A 19,467-nucleotide genomic window follows, 5' to 3' on the forward strand; every position below is an offset into this window, starting at 1 on the left:
AAGGATGGGACAGTATGAGCTTTTTTAAAAAACTAAAAGAAAAAATTTCAAAACAAACAGATACGGTAACAGAGAAGTTTAAACAAGGATTAGAAAAAACGAGAAATTCGTTTGCAGATAAAGTAAATGATTTAGTCTTTCGTTACCGTAAAGTAGATGAAGATTTCTTCGAAGAATTAGAAGAAATTTTAATCGGTGCAGATGTAGGCGTTTCGACAGTGATGGAATTAATCGACCAGCTGAAAGAAGAAGTGCAACGTCGTAATATTCAAGATCCAAAAGAAGTACAAGCTGTTATTTCGGAAAAATTAATAGAGATTTATAAAGGTGACAGTGATTTTACTAATGAAATTAATGAGCAAAAGGATGGCTTGACAGTTGTTTTATTTGTTGGTGTGAATGGTGTAGGTAAAACGACAACAATTGGTAAGATGGCTCATAAGTTTAAATCAGAAGGTAAGTCTGTTTTATTAGCAGCAGGAGATACATTCCGTGCTGGAGCGATTGAACAATTAGAAGTATGGGGCGATCGCGTTGGGGTAGAAGTGATTAAACAAGGATCAGGGTCTGATCCAGCAGCGGTTATGTATGACGCTGTACAAGCTGCAAAAGCACGTAAAGTAGATGTATTACTATGTGATACAGCAGGACGTTTACAAAATAAAGTAAACTTAATGAAAGAGTTAGAGAAGGTAAAGCGTGTAATTGAGCGTGAAGTACCAGGAGCTCCTCATGAAGTATTACTTGTTATTGATGCAACAACAGGACAAAACGGTTTAAGTCAAGCGAAAACATTCCGTGAAGCAACGAATGTGACTGGTATTGTTTTAACGAAGTTAGATGGAACTGCTAAAGGTGGTATTGTATTAGCAATTCGTAACGAAATGGATGTACCGGTGAAATTCGTTGGATTAGGAGAGCAAATGGATGATCTGCAACAGTTCGATCCAGAACAATATGTATATGGTTTATTTGCGAACTTAGTAGAAACAGAAGAAGTATAAGTGAAAGAAGCGGTATTTTCCGCTTCTTTTTCTATAAAAATATGAGATGTTAAGAAAAAAACTTGACACTCTTTTGTACTCCATGTAAACTAATTCATGTAAAGGGAAATCACTTAACAAAGGATGATCCAACATGCTCGAAAAAACAACGAGAATGAACTATTTATTTGATTTTTATCAATCGTTGTTAACGCAAAAACAAAGAAGTTATATGTCGCTTTATTATCTAGATGATTTATCTCTTGGTGAAATTGCGGAAGAATTTGATGTAAGTCGCCAAGCCGTGTATGATAACATTAAACGGACTGAAGCGATGCTTGAAGAATATGAAGAAAAATTAGTATTACTTCAAAAGTTTCAAGAGCGACAGCGACTTGTTGCAAAGCTAAAACAGCTAATCAGCGAAGAAGAGCATGTGAATGAAGAAATGAAACAAGTTGTTGAAGCTATCGAAAAATTAGATTAGGAGGGCGGCAATATGGCATTTGAAGGATTAGCCGACCGACTTCAACAGACGATGCAAAAAATCCGCGGCAAAGGAAAAGTTTCTGAAGCCGATGTGAAAGAAATGATGAGAGAAGTTCGTCTAGCTCTTTTAGAAGCGGACGTTAACTTTAAAGTAGTAAAAGATTTTGTAAAGCGTGTATCTGAACGTGCTGTCGGACAAGATGTAATGAAAAGTTTGACACCTGGACAACAAGTAATTAAGGTTGTACAGGAAGAACTTACAGAACTTATGGGCGGAGAGCAAAGCAAAATTGCTGTTGCTAATAAGCCACCGACTGTTATTATGATGGTTGGTCTGCAAGGTGCAGGTAAAACAACGACGACAGGTAAGCTTGCGAATTTGCTTCGTAAAAAGCATAATCGTAAACCAATGCTTGTTGCGGCGGATATTTACCGTCCTGCAGCGATTAAACAGCTTGAAACATTAGGGAAGCAATTGGACATGCCTGTATTCTCTTTAGGAGATCAAGTAAGTCCTGTTGAAATTGCGAAACAAGCGATTGCAAAAGCGAAAGAAGATCATCATGATTATGTTTTAATTGATACAGCAGGTCGCCTGCATATTGATGAAGAACTAATGGATGAATTAGCGAAAGTGAAAGAAGTTGCGAAACCGGATGAAATTTTCCTTGTTGTCGATGCGATGACAGGACAAGACGCGGTTAATGTTGCACAAAGTTTCCATGAACAGCTAGGTTTAACAGGGGTTGTATTAACGAAGCTGGATGGTGATACGCGCGGTGGTGCGGCATTGTCTATTAAAGCTGTTACAAATACGCCAATTAAATTTGCTGGTATGGGTGAAAAACTAGATGCACTTGAAGCGTTCCATCCAGAACGTATGGCATCCCGTATTTTAGGGATGGGAGACGTCTTAACATTAATTGAAAAAGCGCAAGCTACAGTTGATGAAGAGAAAGCAAAAGAACTTGAGCAAAAAATGCGTACGCTTTCGTTTACACTTGACGATTTCCTAGAACAACTTGGACAAGTGCGTCAACTTGGACCGCTTGATGAATTGTTAGGAATGCTTCCTGGTGCAAATAAAATTAAAGGGCTGAAAAATGCACAAGTTGATGAAAAACAAATTGGGCATATTGAGGCAATTATTCGTTCTATGACTAAATTAGAGCGAGAACAACCGGAAATAATCAATGCTAGTCGCAAAAAACGCATTGCCAAAGGTAGCGGTACAACGGTACAAGAAATCAATCGTTTAATCAAGCAATTTGATGATATGAAAAAAATGATGAAAACGATGACTGGAATGCAAAAAGGTAAGAAAAAAGGACTAGGTGGATTGAAGTTTCCATTCATGTAAGGAAAAAAGATGGCTCTGTTAAGAAAAAATACTTTACAAAGCAATAGTCTTTTTGCTAATATAATTATCTGTGTGAAATAAATTCGGAGGTGCTTTATAAATGGCAGTTAAAATTCGTTTAAAACGTATGGGAGCTAAAAAAACTCCTTTCTATCGTGTAGTTGTTGCAGATTCTCGTTCTCCTCGTGACGGACGTTTCATTGAGGAAATCGGTACTTACAATCCGGTTGCTCAACCAGCTGAAGTTAAGATCAACGAAGAAGCAGCATTAAAATGGTTAGGAAATGGTGCTAAACCATCTGATACAGTTCGTAACTTATTCTCTAACCAAGGTATCATGGAGAAATTCCACTTATCTAAACAAGGTAAGTAATTGAGGCAATGACTATGAAGAAGTTAGTCGAGACGATTGTCAAGCCTCTTGTCGATTATCCTGAAGATGTAAAAGTTACACAGGAACTTTACAACGGAGAGATAAAGTATCGATTAACTGTACATCCTGAGGATGTTGGAAAAGTCATTGGAAAACAAGGGAAAGTTGCGAAAGCAATTCGAATGCTCTTGTATTCAGTGGGACATCACAATAGTGAAAAAGTAACACTGGAAATTCAATAAACGTAAAAAGGGCGAGGAGTTATTCCTCTCCCTTTTTTAACATTTAAAGAGAAGTTGCATGTTCCATATGTGAAATGGGGATGCTTAATTTATATAGAAACCAGGGGTGACATACTGTTTATGACAAAATGGTTTAACGTAGGAAAAATTGTAAATACTCATGGCGTAAAAGGAGAAATTCGTGTGGTTTCTCGTACGGATTTTCCAGAAGAGCGATATAAAGTAGGGAATACGTTATACATATCGAATGAAAAAGGTGGAGAGCCTTTCCCAGTAAAGATTACTTCTCATCGTCAACATAAAACATTTGATTTATTGACATTTGAAGGATATGGGAATGTAAATGAAGTAGAACAGTTTAAAGGTTCTCTTTTAAAAGTGCCTGAAGATCAATTAGGCGAACTAGCTGAAGGTGAATACTACTATCATGAAATTATTGGTTGCAACGTTGTAACGGAAGAAGGAGAAGCGCTAGGGACAATAAAAGAAGTTCTATCTCCTGGTGCAAATGATGTTTGGGTAATTAAACGTCCAAAAGGTCAAGATTTGTTAATTCCTTATATTGATGATGTTGTGCTTCAAGTTAACATTGAGAATAAATTAGTAACCATTCATGTAATGGAAGGGCTACTATAATGAAAATTGACATTTTAACTTTGTTTCCAGATATGTTTACAGGTGTGTTTGGATCTTCAATTTTAAAGAAAGCACAAGAAAAAGAAGCGGTAGAGCTTCGTGTTGTCAATTTCCGCGATTATACAACGAGTAAGCATAATAGTGTGGATGATTATCCGTATGGTGGCGGCGCTGGGATGGTGTTAACTCCTCAGCCTATTTTTGATGCTGTAGAAGATTTAACGAAAGAGACAGAGCGGAAGCCGCGAGTTGTCTTAATGTGTCCGCAAGGTGAAAGGTTTACTCAGAAGAAGGCGGAAGAGCTTGCAGAGGAAGAACATTTAATCTTTGTATGTGGGCATTATGAAGGATATGACGAACGAATTCGTGAACATCTCGTAACAGATGAGATTTCTATCGGTGACTATGTATTAACGGGTGGAGAGTTAGCCTCTATGGTTATAACTGATAGTGTCGTACGTCTCCTTCCAGGAGTACTAGGAAATCATGCTTCACAAGTCGAGGATTCGTTTAGTACAGGTTTATTAGAGCATCCTCATTATACACGTCCAGCTGATTTTCGTGGTATGAAAGTGCCAGATGTATTAATGTCGGGAAATCATAAAAATATTGATGAATGGCGACATAAAGAATCGTTGCGTCGTACGTACACGCGTAGACCGGATTTACTAGAAGAACGAGAATTGTCTAAGCAAGAAAAGAAGTGGCTAGAACAGATTAAAGAAGGCAAATAAGTGCTTGATATATTTTCTATTGCAACAGCCTTAGCAATATGCTATTATAACACTTGTGCTGCTGAAATCAGTAGCCGTATTAACGATGTTCCGCTGTAATTTATTTAGACTTTATAAGAGCATCTGTTTAAAGGAGAGAATTTAATATGCAACAATTAATCGCAGAAATTACAAAAGGCCAATTAAAAACTGACCTTCCTTCATTCCGTCCTGGAGACACTTTACGTGTACACGTAAAAGTAGTTGAGGGAACTCGTGAAAGAATTCAGCTTTTCGAAGGTGTTGTAATTAAACGTCGTGGTGGCGGAATCAGTGAAACATTCACAGTTCGTAAGATTTCTTACGGTGTAGGTGTAGAGCGTACATTCCCAGTTCACACGCCAAGAATCGCGAAAATCGAAGTACTTCGCCGTGGTAAAGTACGTCGTGCTAAGTTATACTACTTACGTAACCTTCGCGGTAAAAAAGCACGTATTAAAGAAATTCGATAAGACATGTATGGGAGCTTGTAAATGCACAAGCTCCCTTTTTCCAATCTATATAAAATTTTGATATAATACGATCAGCTTACATAATCGTGGAGGGGAAAAGCATGAAGAAAGAAAAGAGTTCACTTTGGGAATGGATCAAGGCAATTTTGATAGCTGTTGTATTAGCAGGTGTTATTAGACAGTTTTTCTTTGCGCCAATTCTCGTAGATGGAGTATCGATGGCGTCTACATTACATGATCGCGATCGAATGATTGTTAATAAAATTGGTTATCACATAGGAGATCCGAAACGATTTGATATTATTGTATTCCGAGCAACGGAAGATAAAGATTATATTAAGCGTATTATCGGCCTGCCAGGCGATGAAATAGAGTATCGTAATGATAAACTATATGTTAATGGAAAGGCTTATGAGGAGCCGTATTTAGACAAGCAGAAAAAACAAATTGCTGACGGACCGCTTACATATGATTTCACTCTTGAAGAAATGACAGGGAAGAAAACTGTTCCAGAAGGTCAATTATTTGTTTTAGGCGATAATCGTCGTTTTAGTAAAGATAGCCGTTCGATTGGTACAATTTCAATGGACCAAGTGATTGGAAAGGCAAATATACTATATTGGCCGTTAAAAGATGCTCGTATTGTGAAATAAAAGAAAAAGAAGGTGGCAACATGGTAATTCAATGGTTCCCGGGACATATGGCAAAGGCTAGACGCCAAGTAACAGAAAAATTAAAGTTAATTGATGTTGTAATTGAGCTTGTAGATGCTCGATTACCTTTATCTTCTCGAAATCCGATGATCGATGAGATTATTACACATAAACCGAGGCTTGTTGTTTTAAATAAAGCGGATATGGCAGATGATCGTTTAACAAAGCAATGGATCGCATATTTTAAAGAAAAAGGCCATATGGCAATTTCAATTAACGCACAGGCTGGACAAGGCATGAAGGAAATTGCGGCGGCTTGTAAAGTGTTAGTGAAAGAGAAATTTGATAAAATGGTTGCAAAAGGTATTAGACCGAGAGCGATTCGTGCATTAATTGTGGGGATACCGAATGTTGGTAAATCTACGTTGATTAATAAGTTAGCGAAGAAAAATATTGCTAAAACAGGAGATCGTCCTGGTGTGACAACAGCTCAGCAATGGATTAAAGTTGGGAAGGAAATGGAATTACTTGATACACCAGGTATACTATGGCCTAAATTTGAGGACCAATTAGTTGGATTACGTCTAGCTACGACTGGTGCAATTAAAGATTCTATTTTAAATCTACAAGACGTAGCTGTTTATGCGCTACGTTTTATGGAGAAACATTACCCAGAGCGATTAAAAGAGCGCTATAATTTAAATGACATTCCAGAAGATATCGTGGAGTTATTTGATGCGATTGGAAAAAATAGAGGCTGTTTAATGGGCGGCGGAATGATTGATTATGATAAAACATCTGAACTTGTACTTCGTGAGCTTCGTGGTGGCAAACTTGGAAAAATGACGTTTGAAACACCAGAAGAGTTTGCAGAGCAGACAGAAGATGCAGAAAAAGTAGAAGAAGTATAAGACGTGCGTTTGTACGTCTTTTCTTTTTTGTATATAAAGGGAGTGGCATGAATGCAAAAAGTGACGATTCAAGAGGCGGAACATTTACTACAAGAAATTATGAGTGAAGAGGACGACCGCTTTCAGATATTAATGAAAGATGAGCGAAAAGGGGTACAAAAGCTCATTTCGAAGTGGTATAAACAAAAAGAGTTAGCACAAAAGGAAAAAGAAAAATTTCTAGAAATGTCTAAATATGAAAATGCATTACGTGAAAAAGGTCTCACATATATCGCAGGTATAGATGAAGTAGGTCGTGGACCGTTAGCTGGGCCTGTTGTGACGGCAGCTGTCGTTCTTCCTAAGGATTTTTATATTCCGGGGTTAAATGACTCGAAAAAGTTGAGTGAAGCGAAACGTGAGCGTTTTTATGATGAAATTAAAGCGCAAGCAATTGCAATTGGAGTTGGAATTGTATCACCGCAAGTTATTGATGAAATAAATATTTATCAAGCGACGAAACAAGCGATGTTAGATGCTGTTGCGAATTTATCTTGTACACCACAATATTTATTAATTGATGCGATGAAACTCCCTACACCAATTCCGCAAACATCTATTATTAAAGGTGATGCAAAAAGTATTTCTATTTCAGCTGCATCCATTATTGCGAAAGTAACGAGAGATCGTATGATGAAAGAGCTTGGAGAAAAGTATCCTGCATATGGATTTGAACAACATATGGGATATGGCACAAAACAACATTTAGAAGCGATTGAAGCGCATGGCATATTAGAAGAACATCGAAAATCGTTTGCGCCAATTAAAGATATGATTCAAAAATAAGCTGCGAAAACGCAGCTTATTTTGTATTTTGACATATAAACATTACTATTTTCCAAAAAGAATAAAGCGATTTCAGTTTTCTGACACTTTATTGTAGACAGCGTGCCAATCATCTTATACAATGGCAATGTAATGTTTTTTAAACATTAAAAAACTTTTCGAGTAAAACAGGAAAACAGGGGAGGATGGGACCATGAATATCCATGAGTACCAAGGTAAGGCAGTCCTTAGAAGCTATGGGGTTAGCGTTCCGAACGGGAAGGTTGCATTTACAGTAGAAGAAGCTGTAGAAGCGGCGAAAGAATTAGGAACGGATGTATGTGTAGTGAAAGCACAAATTCACGCTGGTGGACGCGGCAAAGCTGGCGGAGTAAAAGTTGCAAAAAATTTAGATGAAGTTCGTACATATGCAGAGAGCATTTTAGGAACTACACTTGTGACACATCAAACAGGTCCTGAAGGTAAGGAAGTAAAACGCTTACTTATCGAAGAAGGTTGCGATATTAAAAAAGAATATTATGTAGGTCTTGTTTTAGACCGTGCAACTTCTCAAGTTGTTTTAATGGCTTCTGAAGAAGGCGGAACAGAAATTGAAGAAGTAGCAGAAAAAACACCTGAAAAAATCTTTAAAGAATATATTGATCCAGCAGTAGGCTTACAAGGCTTCCAAGCACGCCGAATTGCATTTAACATCAATATTCCAAAAGAGCTTGTAGGACAAGCTGTGAAGTTTATGATGGGCTTATACCGTGCTTTTATCGAAAAAGATTGCTCTATCGCAGAGATTAACCCACTTGTTACAACAGGTGATGGTAAAGTTATGGCATTAGATGCGAAATTAAACTTTGATTCTAATGCTTTATATCGCCATAAGGATATTTTAGAACTTCGTGACCTTGATGAAGAAGATGCAAAAGAAATCGAAGCTTCTAAATATGACTTAAACTACATTCCTTTAGATGGAAATATCGGTTGTATGGTTAATGGTGCAGGTTTAGCGATGGCTACGATGGATATCATTAAACATTACCATGGCGATCCAGCTAACTTTTTAGATGTTGGTGGCGGTGCGACAGCTGAAAAGGTTACAGAAGCATTCAAAATTATCCTTTCTGACAAAAATGTAAAAGGTATCTTCGTTAACATTTTTGGTGGCATTATGAAGTGTGATGTTATTGCAGAAGGTGTTATTGAAGCAACGAAACAAGTAGGTCTTGAATTGCCTTTAGTTGTACGTCTTGAAGGTACAAACGTAGAGTTAGGTAAGAAAATTTTAAATGAGTCTGGCTTAAATATTGTTGCAGCAGAATCTATGGCAGACGGTGCACAAAAAATTGTTTCACTAGTGGGCTAATAGAAAGCGGGGGAGAAAAATGAGCGTATTAGTTAATAAAGATACAAAAGTTATTGTTCAAGGTATTACAGGTTCTCAAGGGTTATTCCACACAAAGCAAATGATAGAATACGGTACGAAAATTGTCGGTGGTGTAACGCCAGGTAAAGGTGGCACTGATATTGAAGGTGTACCAGTATTTGATACTGTAGAAGATGCAGTGAAAGCAACAGGCGCAAACGCTTCAGTTGTATACGTTCCACCCGCTTTTGCGGCTGATGCAATTATGGAAGCAGTTGATGCAGAAATTGATTTAGTAGTATGTATTACTGAAGGAATTCCTGTATTAGATATGGTAAATGTAAAGAGATATATGGCTGGTAAACATACACGTTTACTTGGACCGAACTGCCCAGGTGTTATCACACCTGATGAATGTAAAATTGGTATTATGCCAGGGTACATTCATAAAAAAGGTCATGTAGGTATCGTATCTCGCTCTGGTACATTAACGTATGAGGCTGTACATCAGTTAACACAAGAAGGTATTGGTCAATCTACGGCTGTAGGTATCGGCGGAGACCCTGTTAACGGTACAGACTTTATTGATGCGTTAAAAGCATTTAATGAAGATGAAGAAACACATGCTGTAATTATGATTGGTGAAATCGGTGGTACAGCGGAAGAAGAGGCAGCTGAATGGGTGAAAGCTAATATGACAAAACCTGTTGTAGGCTTCATTGGCGGCCAAACAGCGCCTGCTGGCAAACGTATGGGTCATGCTGGTGCAATCATTTCTGGCGGTAAAGGAACTGCTGCAGAAAAGATTAAAACGATGGAAGCTTGTGGTATTAAAGTAGCGGAAACTCCAGCAGTTATGGGTGAAACGCTAATCTCTGTCTTAAAAGAAAAAGGTCTATTTGAGACTTGTAAAAACTACTAATCTGTTGAAAGACACCTTCTTGCTTGAAGGTGTCTTTTTACAAACTTCTTGTTAACATAATAAAAATTATGGGTAAGGAGAATTAGGATGAAAAGAGAACGATTATTACATCTTCATTACTTGTTAGCAGACCATTGGAAGGCGATAGAGAGGCTATTACATGTCGATCCAGAATTGAAGGAAATATACAATTTTAATGCAAAACAAATTGAATGTTACACTGGAATATCCTCGAAAAAATCTTCAGAATTAGTAAATTTTCTTCAAAGTTCAAATCTCCCACAATATATATCTTATTTAGAGAAAAATCGATTCTTTTATATGACAATATGGGATGAAGATTATCCAAAATTATTACGTGAAATACAAGATCCTCCCTTTGTATTATATGGAAAAGGAGAAAAAGATTTTCTCGATAAAGTGAATAAATTAGCGGTTGTTGGAACGAGAGAGCCGACTTTATATGGATATGAAAGTTTGAAATTTATTTTACATCCATTATTAGAAAAAGAATGGCTTATTGTCAGTGGATTTGCAAGAGGGATAGATGCGATGTCTCATGAAATTACAGTAAGACGGCATTGCCCAACAATTGCGATACTAGGACATGGATTATCGTATATATATCCAAGAGAGAATCGATATTTATATGAAGTGTGGAATGAATATATATTGTTATTAACAGAGTATCCTCCGCACTATGCACCGAAAAAATGGTATTTTCCAAAAAGGAATCGAATTATTAGTGGCATAAGTAAAGGTATTTTAGTTGTAGAAGCGAAATCAAGAAGTGGAACACTTATTACCGCAGACCTTGCTCTAGAGCAAAATAGAGAGGTATTTGCACTGCCTGGACCTATATTTATAGATAGTGCATCAGGAACAAATCATCTCATTCAACAAGGAGCGAAACTAGTAAGAAATGCAGAAGATATACTGGAAGAGATTTTAAATTAACCTTATATTTTTATGTTTTTATTAAACAATTATTGACAAATGGTAGATAGGCACTGTATGGTATATTCATTCTTGATTGACAAAAACAAGAGAAATCAATAAGATTAATGAAGACTTGAATCCACCTCTTAAGGAGGCACTAGCATGTCAGATTACCTCGTAATCGTGGAGTCGCCTTCTAAGGCGAAGACCATTGAGAAATATTTAGGGAAAAAATACAAAGTTGTCGCGTCTATGGGACACGTTCGCGATTTACCTAAAAGCCAAATGGGGATAGAAGTAAAGAACAACTTCACCCCGAAGTATATTACCATTCGTGGTAAAGGTCCCGTCTTAAAAGACTTAAAATCAGCAGCAAAAAAAGCAAAGAAAGTCTATCTCGCGGCCGATCCAGACCGCGAAGGGGAAGCTATTGCTTGGCATTTAGCCAATACGTTAAATGTGGACGTTGAATCAGATTGCCGAGTTGTGTTTAATGAGATTACAAAAGATGCAATAAAAGAATCATTCAAACATCCTCGCGCGATTAACATGAATTTAGTAGATGCACAACAAGCAAGACGTATACTAGATCGTCTTGTTGGTTACAATATTAGTCCTTTATTATGGAAGAAAGTAAAAAAAGGATTAAGTGCAGGACGCGTACAATCTGTAGCAGTTCGTTTAATTATCGAACGTGAAAGAGAAATACAAAGTTTCGAGCCTGAAGAATTCTGGACAATTAAGACAGAATTTGTGAAAGGGAAAGACACATTTGAAGCAAGCTTTTACGGTGTAGATGGTGAAAAAGTTCAATTAACGAATGAAACACAAGTGAATGAAATAATTGAACGGCTGAAAGATAATGCGTTCTCAGTTGAAAATGTAACGAGAAAAGAGCGAAAACGTAATCCAGCATTACCATTTACAACATCTTCCTTGCAACAAGAGGCGGCGCGTAAGTTAAACATGCGAGCAAAGAAAACGATGATGCTTGCGCAGCAATTGTATGAAGGAATTGATCTTGGAAAACAAGGAACTGTAGGTCTTATTACGTATATGAGAACTGATTCAACACGTATCTCAGAAACAGCTCAAACAGAGGCACGTACGTACATTACTGAGGCGTTTGGTACGGAATACATAGGAACAGAAAAGAAGAAAGAAACGAAGAAGTCGAACGCACAAGATGCGCATGAGGCAATTCGTCCTACTTCGGTAATGAGAAAGCCAGAGGAACTAAAGAGTTTCTTAAGTCGTGACCAACTTCGATTGTATAAATTGATTTGGGAGCGATTTGTTGCAAGTCAAATGGCGTCTGCTATAATGGATACTGTGACAGCGAGACTCATTAATAATAATGTTCAGTTCCGTTCAAGTGGATCGGTTGTAAAGTTCCCAGGATTTATGAAAGTGTATGTAGAGTCGAAAGATGATGGGGCTGAAGAAAAGGATAAGATGTTGCCACCTTTAGAAGTAGGGGAAACCGTATTTTCGAAGGATTTAGAACCGAAGCAACACTTTACACAACCTCCGCCGCGCTATACAGAGGCTCGTTTAGTAAGAACACTTGAAGAGCTTGGAATTGGAAGACCGTCGACTTACGTACCGACACTTGAAACGATTCAAAAACGTGGATATGTAGGTTTGGATAATAAACGCTTCGTTCCAACTGAACTAGGTGAAATAGTAATTGAACTTATTTTAGAGTTTTTCCCGGAGATTATTAACATTGAATTTACTGCTAACATGGAGCAAAGCCTCGATGAAGTAGAAGAAGGAAATGCGAATTGGGTAAAAATTGTTGATGATTTCTACGTAGGATTTGAACCGCGTTTAGAAAAAGCGGAAAAAGAAATGCGTGAAGTGGAAATTAAAGATGAACCAGCTGGGGAAGATTGTGAATTATGTAATCACCCAATGGTCTTTAAAATGGGTAAATACGGGAAATTTATGGCTTGCTCGAATTTCCCAGATTGTCGTAATACAAAACCGATTGTGAAAGAAATCGGTGTTACTTGTCCGAAATGTGATAAAGGTCAAATTATTGAACGTCGTAGTAATAAAAAGAAACGTCTTTTCTATGGGTGCGGTACGTATCCAGAGTGTGACTTTGTATCTTGGGATAAGCCGATTGGCCGTAAATGTCCGAAGTGTGAAGGTATGCTAGTAGAGAAGAAGTTGAAAAAAGGCGTACAAGTACAATGTATTTCGTGTGATTATGAAGAAGAACAACAAATGTGAGCGTAACTGCTCACATTTTTTTCGGGAAGAAAAGGAAAGGTGATAAATATATGACAACACAAGTAGTAAACGTCATTGGCGCAGGTCTTGCAGGAAGTGAAGCAGCTTACCAAATTGCAAAACGTGGTGTCCAAGTAAGATTATACGAAATGAGACCGGTAAGGCAAACGCCAGCTCATCACACAGATAAATTTGCAGAATTAGTATGTAGTAACTCGCTTCGCGCAAACACATTAACAAATGCTGTTGGTGTTATTAAAGAAGAAATGCGTTTAATGGATTCTGTTATTATTCGTGCAGCTGATGAGTGTTCTGTACCAGCAGGAGGGGCTTTAGCGGTAGATCGTCATGAATTTGCAGCAAAAGTAACGGAATATGTGAAAAATCATCCGAACGTAACTGTGGTGAATGAAGAAATCACTGAAATTCCAGAAGGTCCTACTGTTATTGCGACAGGTCCACTTACGTCGCCTGATCTTTCTGCGCAATTAAAAGAATTAACGGGTGAAGACTACTTTTATTTCTATGATGCAGCAGCACCGATTGTTGAGAAAGACAGCATTGATATGAATAAAGTGTATTTAAAATCTCGTTACGATAAAGGTGAAGCGGCATATTTAAACTGTCCAATGACGGAAGAGGAATTTGACCGTTTTTACGAGGCTTTAATCGCTGCTGAAACAGTACCTTTAAAAGAATTTGAAAAAGAAATTTTCTTTGAAGGTTGTATGCCGGTAGAAGTTATGGCAAGTAGAGGAAGACAAACACTAGTATTTGGACCGATGAAACCTGTTGGATTAGAAGATCCAAAAACAGGGAAAACGCCATATGCTGTTGTTCAGTTACGTCAAGATGATGCAGCGGGGACGTTATACAATATCGTAGGTTTCCAAACGCATTTAAAATGGGGACCGCAAAAAGAAGTGTTACAGTTGATTCCGGGACTGGAAAACGCAGAGATTGTACGTTATGGTGTAATGCATCGTAATACGTTTATTAATTCACCTAACTTACTTCGTCCAACATACCAATATAAACAACGTGATGATTTATTCTTCGCTGGTCAAATGACTGGAGTAGAGGGGTATGTTGAATCGGCGGCTTCAGGATTGCTAGCAGGTATCAACGCTGCTCGACTTGTAAAAGGTGAAGAGCCGGTTGTATTGCCACCTGTAACTGCAATGGGAAGTATGGCGAATTATATTACTGCGACAAACGCGAAAAACTTCCAGCCAATGAATGCAAACTTCGGTCTGTTTGCACCGTTAGAGAAGAAAATTAAGAAAAAAGCAGAACGTAATGAAGCCTATGCAGCACGCGCTTTAGAAACGATTCGAAATTTTGTAAATATTTAGTTAAATTTCTTGCAAAGGCTACTAAGTTGTGATACGATTTAGTAGCCTTTATTGAGGTGAATTGTGTGAATGTGAAGAAATTGTTACAATTATTCGTTGGATATTTACAAATTGAAAGAAATTATTCAAAATATACAATTGCAAGTTATCAAAATGATTTAGAACATTTTGTGCAATTTATGGAGCGAGAAGGCATATCCTCTTTTTTAGATATTACATACGCGGATGTTCGTTTGTACTTAACGACGTTGCACGATGAAAAGTTAGCCCGTAAATCTGTCGCAAGAAAAGTATCAAGCTTACGAAGTTTATATCGTTTTTTGATGCGTGAAGGTTATCGGAAGGATAATCCGTTTGCACTTGCGTCACTCCCCAAAAAAGAATTGTCAATCCCAAAGTTTTTATATGCTGAAGAATTAGAGGAATTATTTGAAGTTTCTGATACGGAAACCCCGTTAGGTCAAAGGAATCAAGCTTTATTAGAGTTGATGTATGCGACCGGGATCCGTGTGAGTGAATGTGTCAATTTACAACTTACCGATATTGACTTTGCGGTGGGAACAATTTTAGTAATGGGAAAAGGAAAAAAACAAAGGTATATTCCGTTCGGGAGCTATGCACAAGATGCTTTAATTACTTATATAGAGAACGGGAGAAAACAGTTAGCCAAGAAAACTGAAGAACAATCTCATATGGTATTTTTAAATGCGAAAGGCACGCCGCTGACAAGTCGAGGAGTACGCTATGTATTAAATGAACTCATTAAGAAAGCTTCACTGACAATGCGTATAAGTCCTCATATGTTAAGGCATACATTTGCTACACATATGTTAGATGAAGGGGCAGATTTACGTACTGTACAGGAGCTACTCGGTCATGAAAATTTGTCTACGACACAAATTTATACGCATGTCTCTAAAGAAAGATTGCGTTCTGTCTACATGAAGCATCACCCACGGGCATAAATTGCTTTTAAAGCTATAAAAACATATAAAGGAGTTTTTTCTATGGGAAATTTCCACGCTACAACGATATTTGCAGTTCATCATAATGGAGAATGTGCAATGGCTGGAGATGGCCAGGTGACAATGGGAAATGCTGTTGTAATGAAACATACAGCTCGTAAGGTTCGTAAACTTTTTCAAGGGAAAGTTTTAGCTGGTTTTGCAGGTTCAGTTGCTGATGCATTTACTCTTTTTGAAATGTTTGAAGGGAAATTAGAAGAGTATAATGGAAACTTGCAGCGTGCTGCTGTTGAGATGGCGAAGCAATGGCGCGGTGACAAAATGTTACGTCAGCTAGAAGCGATGCTCATTGTCATGGATAAAACAACGATGCTCCTTGTTTCAGGTACGGGAGAAGTGATTGAACCGGATGATGGTATTTTAGCAATTGGATCTGGCGGAAATTATGCGCTTTCAGCAGGTCGTGCTTTAAAACAATATGCAAGTGAACATTTAACAGCGAAGCAAATTGCGAAAGCGAGTTTAGACATTGCAGGCGATATTTGTGTGTATACAAACCACAATATAATTGTGGAAGAATTGTAGAATCGTAAGGGAGGCATTTTATATGCATTTACATTTTACTCCGCGTCAAATTGTGGAAAAATTAGATCAATACATTATCGGTCAAAAGGATGCGAAGAAAGCGGTTGCTGTAGCTTTAAGAAATCGATACCGCCGAAGTAAATTAGCTGAAAATCTACGTGATGAAATTGCACCTAAAAATATTTTAATGATTGGACCGACAGGTGTTGGTAAAACAGAGGTAGCACGACGAATGGCGAAACTCGTTGGAGCACCTTTTATTAAGGTTGAAGCTACGAAATTTACAGAAGTTGGATATGTAGGTAGAGATGTAGAATCGATGGTACGTGACCTTGTGGAAACGTCAGTTCGCATTGTGAAAGAAGAAATGGTAGTAAAAGTACAAGACAAAGCAGAAGAACAAGCGAACCAACGTCTTGTTGAAATTTTAGTGCCGAGTCCGGAGAAGCAATCTGGATTTAAAAACCCATTAGAAATGCTATTTGGTGGCGCTCAAAATTCGAACCAAACAACAGATTCACAGGAAGATGTTGAAATCGAAAAGAAACGTCAAGATGTGGAAAGAAAGCTTGCTGCAGGACTTCTTGAAGATGAAATTGTATCGATTGAAGTGACTGAACAACAGTCTTCCATGTTCGATATGCTGCAAGGAACTGGCATGGAACAAATGGGGATGAATTTTCAAGATGCATTAGGAAGTTTTATGCCGAAAAAAACAAAAAAACGTAAACTTTCTGTAAAAGAAGCAAGAAAAGTCTTGACAAATGAGGAAGCACAGCGCTTAATTGATATGGATGAAGTTACACAAGAGGCTGTTTATCGTGCTGAACAGCTCGGGATTATTTTTATCGATGAAATTGACAAAATTGCTGGTAAGCAGTCGAATAGTGTAGATGTATCACGTGAAGGTGTGCAACGTGACATTTTACCAATTGTAGAAGGATCAAATGTTGCGACAAAATACGGATCAGTAAAAACGGATTATATTTTATTCGTTGCAGCTGGAGCGTTTCATATGTCTAAACCGTCAGATTTGATTCCGGAATTACAAGGGAGATTTCCGATTCGAGTAGAATTAACAAAATTATCGACGGATGATTTTGTTAAAATATTAATCGAGCCTGATAATGCGTTAATTAAACAATATATTGCTTTATTAGCGACTGAAGGTATAGAAATTGAATTTTCAGACGAAGCTATTCGTAAGATTGCTGAGATTGCTTATCAAGTTAATCAGGATACAGATAATATTGGAGCAAGAAGACTTCATACGATTATGGAGAAGCTCCTTGAAGATTTATCGTTTGAAGCATCTGAAATTACGTTAGAGAAAATAACGATAACGCCTCAATACGTTGAGGAAAAATTAGCAACGATTGCTAAAAATAAAGATGTGAGCCAGTTTATTTTGTAATAGTGTCATCAGGTGACTCGCCCTAGTTTCCAAGTGATGAAAAAATATGTGAGTAACATGTAGGAGGAACTTTTGAAATGGAATTATTAGCAAAAACAAGAAAATTAAATGCGTTATTACAGAGCGCAGCAGGAAAGCCTGTAAACTTTAGAGAAATGTCTGACACAATGTGTGAAGTAATCGAAGCGAACGTATTCGTAGTAAGCCGTCGTGGTAAATTACTAGGTTATGCAATTCACCAACAAATCGAGAATGAGCGTATGAAACAAATGCTTGCAGAGCGTCAATTCCCAGAAGAGTATACACAAAGCTTATTCAACATTACAGAAACATCTTCAAACTTAGATGTAAACAGTGCTTACACAGCATTCCCAGTAGAAAATAAAGAATTATTTGGTCAAGGCTTAACTACAATCGTACCGATCGTTGGTGGCGGTGAGCGTCTAGGTACATTAGTTTTAGCTCGTCTTGGTCAAGAGTTCTTAGATGATGATTTAATTCTTGCTGAGTACAGCTCAACTGTTGTAGGTATGGAAATTTTACGTGAAAAAGCAGAAGAAATTGAAGAAGAAGCACGTAGCAAAGCTGTTGTTCAAATGGCGATCAGCTCATTATCTTACAGTGAGTTAGAAGCAATCGAGCACATCTTCGAAGAATTAAACGGAACAGAAGGTTTACTTGTTGCAAGTAAAATTGCTGACCGCGTAGGAATCACTCGTTCGGTAATCGTAAATGCACTTCGTAAATTAGAAAGTGCTGGTGTAATTGAGTCGCGTTCTTTAGGTATGAAAGGAACATACATTAAAGTACTAAACGACAAATTCTTACATGAACTTGCTAAATTAAAAACAAACTAATTTATAAAACTCTTCTCATTTTTTGAGGAGAGTTTTTTGTATAACAGATTGATGTTGTTCGTACATAGCGTCATAATCGCATTTTTTTGAAAGGCCATGAATTGCATTTCACTTTTTTTGCTTAAAAGAAATGTAGGTTGGTAATACTAGAATTCGAGTATGAACAAAGAAAGTTTTACATTGTTCGCATTTTCGACTTGATTGTAATATTTCAGTATGATATAGTAAGCAGTGGTGTCAGTACAAAGTACACACGTTTACTGATTTAAGTGTTGGTGCTACGTTTGTAGTTTCGCTTAGAGATGAAGTAAACGGAGGATATCAAAAACCATTTAGGAGGAACTATATTATGTCAGTAATTTCTATGAAGCAATTGCTTGAAGCTGGTGTTCATTTCGGACATCAAACTCGTCGTTGGAACCCAAAAATGAAGCGTTACATTTTCACAGAGCGTAACGGTATCTACATCATCGACTTACAAAAAACTGTGAAAAAAGTTGAGGAAGCTTTCAAAGTTATGCGTGACATCGCTGCTGAAGGCGGAGACATCTTATTCGTAGGTACTAAAAAACAAGCACAAGAAGCTATTAAAGAAGAAGCAACTCGTGCTGGTATGTACTTCGTTAACCAACGTTGGTTAGGTGGAACTTTAACTAACTTCCAAACAATCCAAAAGCGTATCAAGCGTCTTAAAGACATCGAAAGAATGCAAGAAGATGGTACTTTCGAAGTACTACCTAAGAAAGAAGTTGTTCAACTTAAAAAAGAGTTAGAGCGTCTTGAGAAATTCTTAGGCGGTATTAAAGATATGAAAGGTCTTCCAAGTGCATTATTCGTAGTAGACCCTCGTAAAGAGCGTATTGCAGTTGCTGAAGCACGCAAATTACACATTCCAATCATCGGTATCGTTGATACAAACTGTGATCCAGACGAAATCGATCACGTTATCCCAGCGAACGATGATGCAATTCGTGCTGTAAAACTTCTTACATCTAAAATGGCAGACGCGATCCTTGAAGCAAAACAAGGTGAAGAAACTGTTACTGCGTAACAAAGTTGGAAAGGTGATAAGGGGTTCGGCCTTTTATCACCTTTTTTAAGGTATAAACACCTTTATAAAAGGTATAAATACATATTT

Annotated in this window: 21 protein-coding genes; all 21 read left to right on the top strand. The window is 37.6% G+C overall.

Features of this window, described 5'->3' with window-relative positions; genetic code table 11:
• Positions 1–14: 14 nt before the first annotated feature.
• Positions 15–1,004, top strand: coding sequence for a signal recognition particle-docking protein FtsY (ftsY, locus tag PQF83_RS15780; protein ID WP_000007646.1), 990 nt, complete (start codon positions 15–17; stop codon positions 1,002–1,004).
• Between the two features lie 133 nt (positions 1,005–1,137).
• Positions 1,138–1,470, top strand: a complete 333-nt coding sequence (locus PQF83_RS15785; RefSeq protein WP_000891062.1) for a putative DNA-binding protein — start codon at positions 1,138–1,140, stop codon at positions 1,468–1,470.
• A 12-nt stretch (positions 1,471–1,482) separates the two neighbouring features.
• A complete protein-coding gene (ffh, locus tag PQF83_RS15790; protein WP_000863461.1) occupies positions 1,483–2,832 on the top strand; it encodes a signal recognition particle protein in 1,350 nt (449 codons plus the stop codon).
• A 100-nt stretch (positions 2,833–2,932) separates the two neighbouring features.
• Positions 2,933–3,205: a 30S ribosomal protein S16 gene (gene rpsP / locus PQF83_RS15795; RefSeq protein ID WP_000268750.1), complete on the top strand. Its 273-nt coding sequence runs from the start codon at positions 2,933–2,935 to the stop codon at positions 3,203–3,205.
• 14 nt (positions 3,206–3,219) lie between these two features.
• Entirely contained in the window at positions 3,220–3,447 is a 228-nt protein-coding gene (locus tag PQF83_RS15800; protein WP_000737403.1) for a KH domain-containing protein, read from the top strand.
• Between the two features lie 120 nt (positions 3,448–3,567).
• Positions 3,568–4,083, top strand: a complete 516-nt coding sequence (gene rimM / locus PQF83_RS15805) for a ribosome maturation factor RimM (RefSeq protein WP_000170268.1) — start codon at positions 3,568–3,570, stop codon at positions 4,081–4,083.
• Positions 4,083–4,817, top strand: a complete 735-nt coding sequence (trmD, locus tag PQF83_RS15810) for a tRNA (guanosine(37)-N1)-methyltransferase TrmD (protein ID WP_000686892.1) — start codon at positions 4,083–4,085, stop codon at positions 4,815–4,817. The genes rimM and trmD overlap by 1 nt, the downstream gene beginning before the upstream one ends.
• Before the next feature lie 146 nt (positions 4,818–4,963).
• Positions 4,964–5,308, top strand: coding sequence for a 50S ribosomal protein L19 (gene rplS, locus PQF83_RS15815; RefSeq protein WP_001186516.1), 345 nt, complete (start codon positions 4,964–4,966; stop codon positions 5,306–5,308).
• Positions 5,309–5,409: 101 nt separating this feature from the next.
• Positions 5,410–5,961 (top strand): signal peptidase I, encoded by a 552-nt coding sequence (lepB, locus tag PQF83_RS15820; protein ID WP_000711857.1) that lies wholly within the window; start codon positions 5,410–5,412, stop codon positions 5,959–5,961.
• 20 nt (positions 5,962–5,981) lie between these two features.
• Positions 5,982–6,872: a ribosome biogenesis GTPase YlqF gene (ylqF, locus tag PQF83_RS15825; RefSeq protein ID WP_000236700.1), complete on the top strand. Its 891-nt coding sequence runs from the start codon at positions 5,982–5,984 to the stop codon at positions 6,870–6,872.
• Positions 6,873–6,923: 51 nt separating this feature from the next.
• Entirely contained in the window at positions 6,924–7,697 is a 774-nt protein-coding gene (rnhB, locus tag PQF83_RS15830) for a ribonuclease HII (RefSeq protein ID WP_001174725.1), read from the top strand.
• A 193-nt stretch (positions 7,698–7,890) separates the two neighbouring features.
• Positions 7,891–9,051, top strand: coding sequence for an ADP-forming succinate--CoA ligase subunit beta (gene sucC / locus PQF83_RS15835; protein ID WP_001020785.1), 1,161 nt, complete (start codon positions 7,891–7,893; stop codon positions 9,049–9,051).
• A gap of 19 nt (positions 9,052–9,070) precedes the next feature.
• On the top strand, positions 9,071–9,973 hold the full coding sequence (gene sucD, locus PQF83_RS15840) for a succinate--CoA ligase subunit alpha (protein WP_000115178.1): 903 nt from the start codon (positions 9,071–9,073) through the stop codon (positions 9,971–9,973).
• Positions 9,974–10,060: 87 nt separating this feature from the next.
• The gene (dprA, locus tag PQF83_RS15845) at positions 10,061–10,930 is read left to right on the top strand and encodes a DNA-processing protein DprA (protein WP_000818025.1); all 870 of its coding nucleotides are present in this window, start codon (positions 10,061–10,063) and stop codon (positions 10,928–10,930) included.
• Between the two features lie 144 nt (positions 10,931–11,074).
• Positions 11,075–13,153 (top strand): type I DNA topoisomerase, encoded by a 2,079-nt coding sequence (gene topA / locus PQF83_RS15850; protein WP_001286973.1) that lies wholly within the window; start codon positions 11,075–11,077, stop codon positions 13,151–13,153.
• Between the two features lie 50 nt (positions 13,154–13,203).
• The gene (gene trmFO, locus PQF83_RS15855; protein ID WP_001998091.1) at positions 13,204–14,508 is read left to right on the top strand and encodes an FADH(2)-oxidizing methylenetetrahydrofolate--tRNA-(uracil(54)-C(5))-methyltransferase TrmFO; all 1,305 of its coding nucleotides are present in this window, start codon (positions 13,204–13,206) and stop codon (positions 14,506–14,508) included.
• Between the two features lie 65 nt (positions 14,509–14,573).
• Positions 14,574–15,473, top strand: coding sequence for a tyrosine recombinase XerC (gene xerC / locus PQF83_RS15860; RefSeq protein WP_001101228.1), 900 nt, complete (start codon positions 14,574–14,576; stop codon positions 15,471–15,473).
• Positions 15,474–15,515: 42 nt separating this feature from the next.
• Entirely contained in the window at positions 15,516–16,058 is a 543-nt protein-coding gene (gene hslV / locus PQF83_RS15865; protein ID WP_000526271.1) for an ATP-dependent protease proteolytic subunit HslV, read from the top strand.
• A 22-nt stretch (positions 16,059–16,080) separates the two neighbouring features.
• Positions 16,081–17,472, top strand: coding sequence for an ATP-dependent protease ATPase subunit HslU (gene hslU, locus PQF83_RS15870; RefSeq protein WP_000550081.1), 1,392 nt, complete (start codon positions 16,081–16,083; stop codon positions 17,470–17,472).
• Between the two features lie 77 nt (positions 17,473–17,549).
• On the top strand, positions 17,550–18,329 hold the full coding sequence (gene codY / locus PQF83_RS15875) for a GTP-sensing pleiotropic transcriptional regulator CodY (protein WP_000421288.1): 780 nt from the start codon (positions 17,550–17,552) through the stop codon (positions 18,327–18,329).
• A gap of 349 nt (positions 18,330–18,678) precedes the next feature.
• The gene (gene rpsB / locus PQF83_RS15880) at positions 18,679–19,380 is read left to right on the top strand and encodes a 30S ribosomal protein S2 (RefSeq protein ID WP_000111483.1); all 702 of its coding nucleotides are present in this window, start codon (positions 18,679–18,681) and stop codon (positions 19,378–19,380) included.
• The last annotated feature ends 87 nt before the right edge of the window (positions 19,381–19,467 follow it).

It is taken from the genome of Bacillus sp. FF-1, assembly GCF_028548245.1.
Lineage (GTDB): Bacteria > Bacillota > Bacilli > Bacillales > Bacillaceae_G > Bacillus_A > Bacillus_A paranthracis.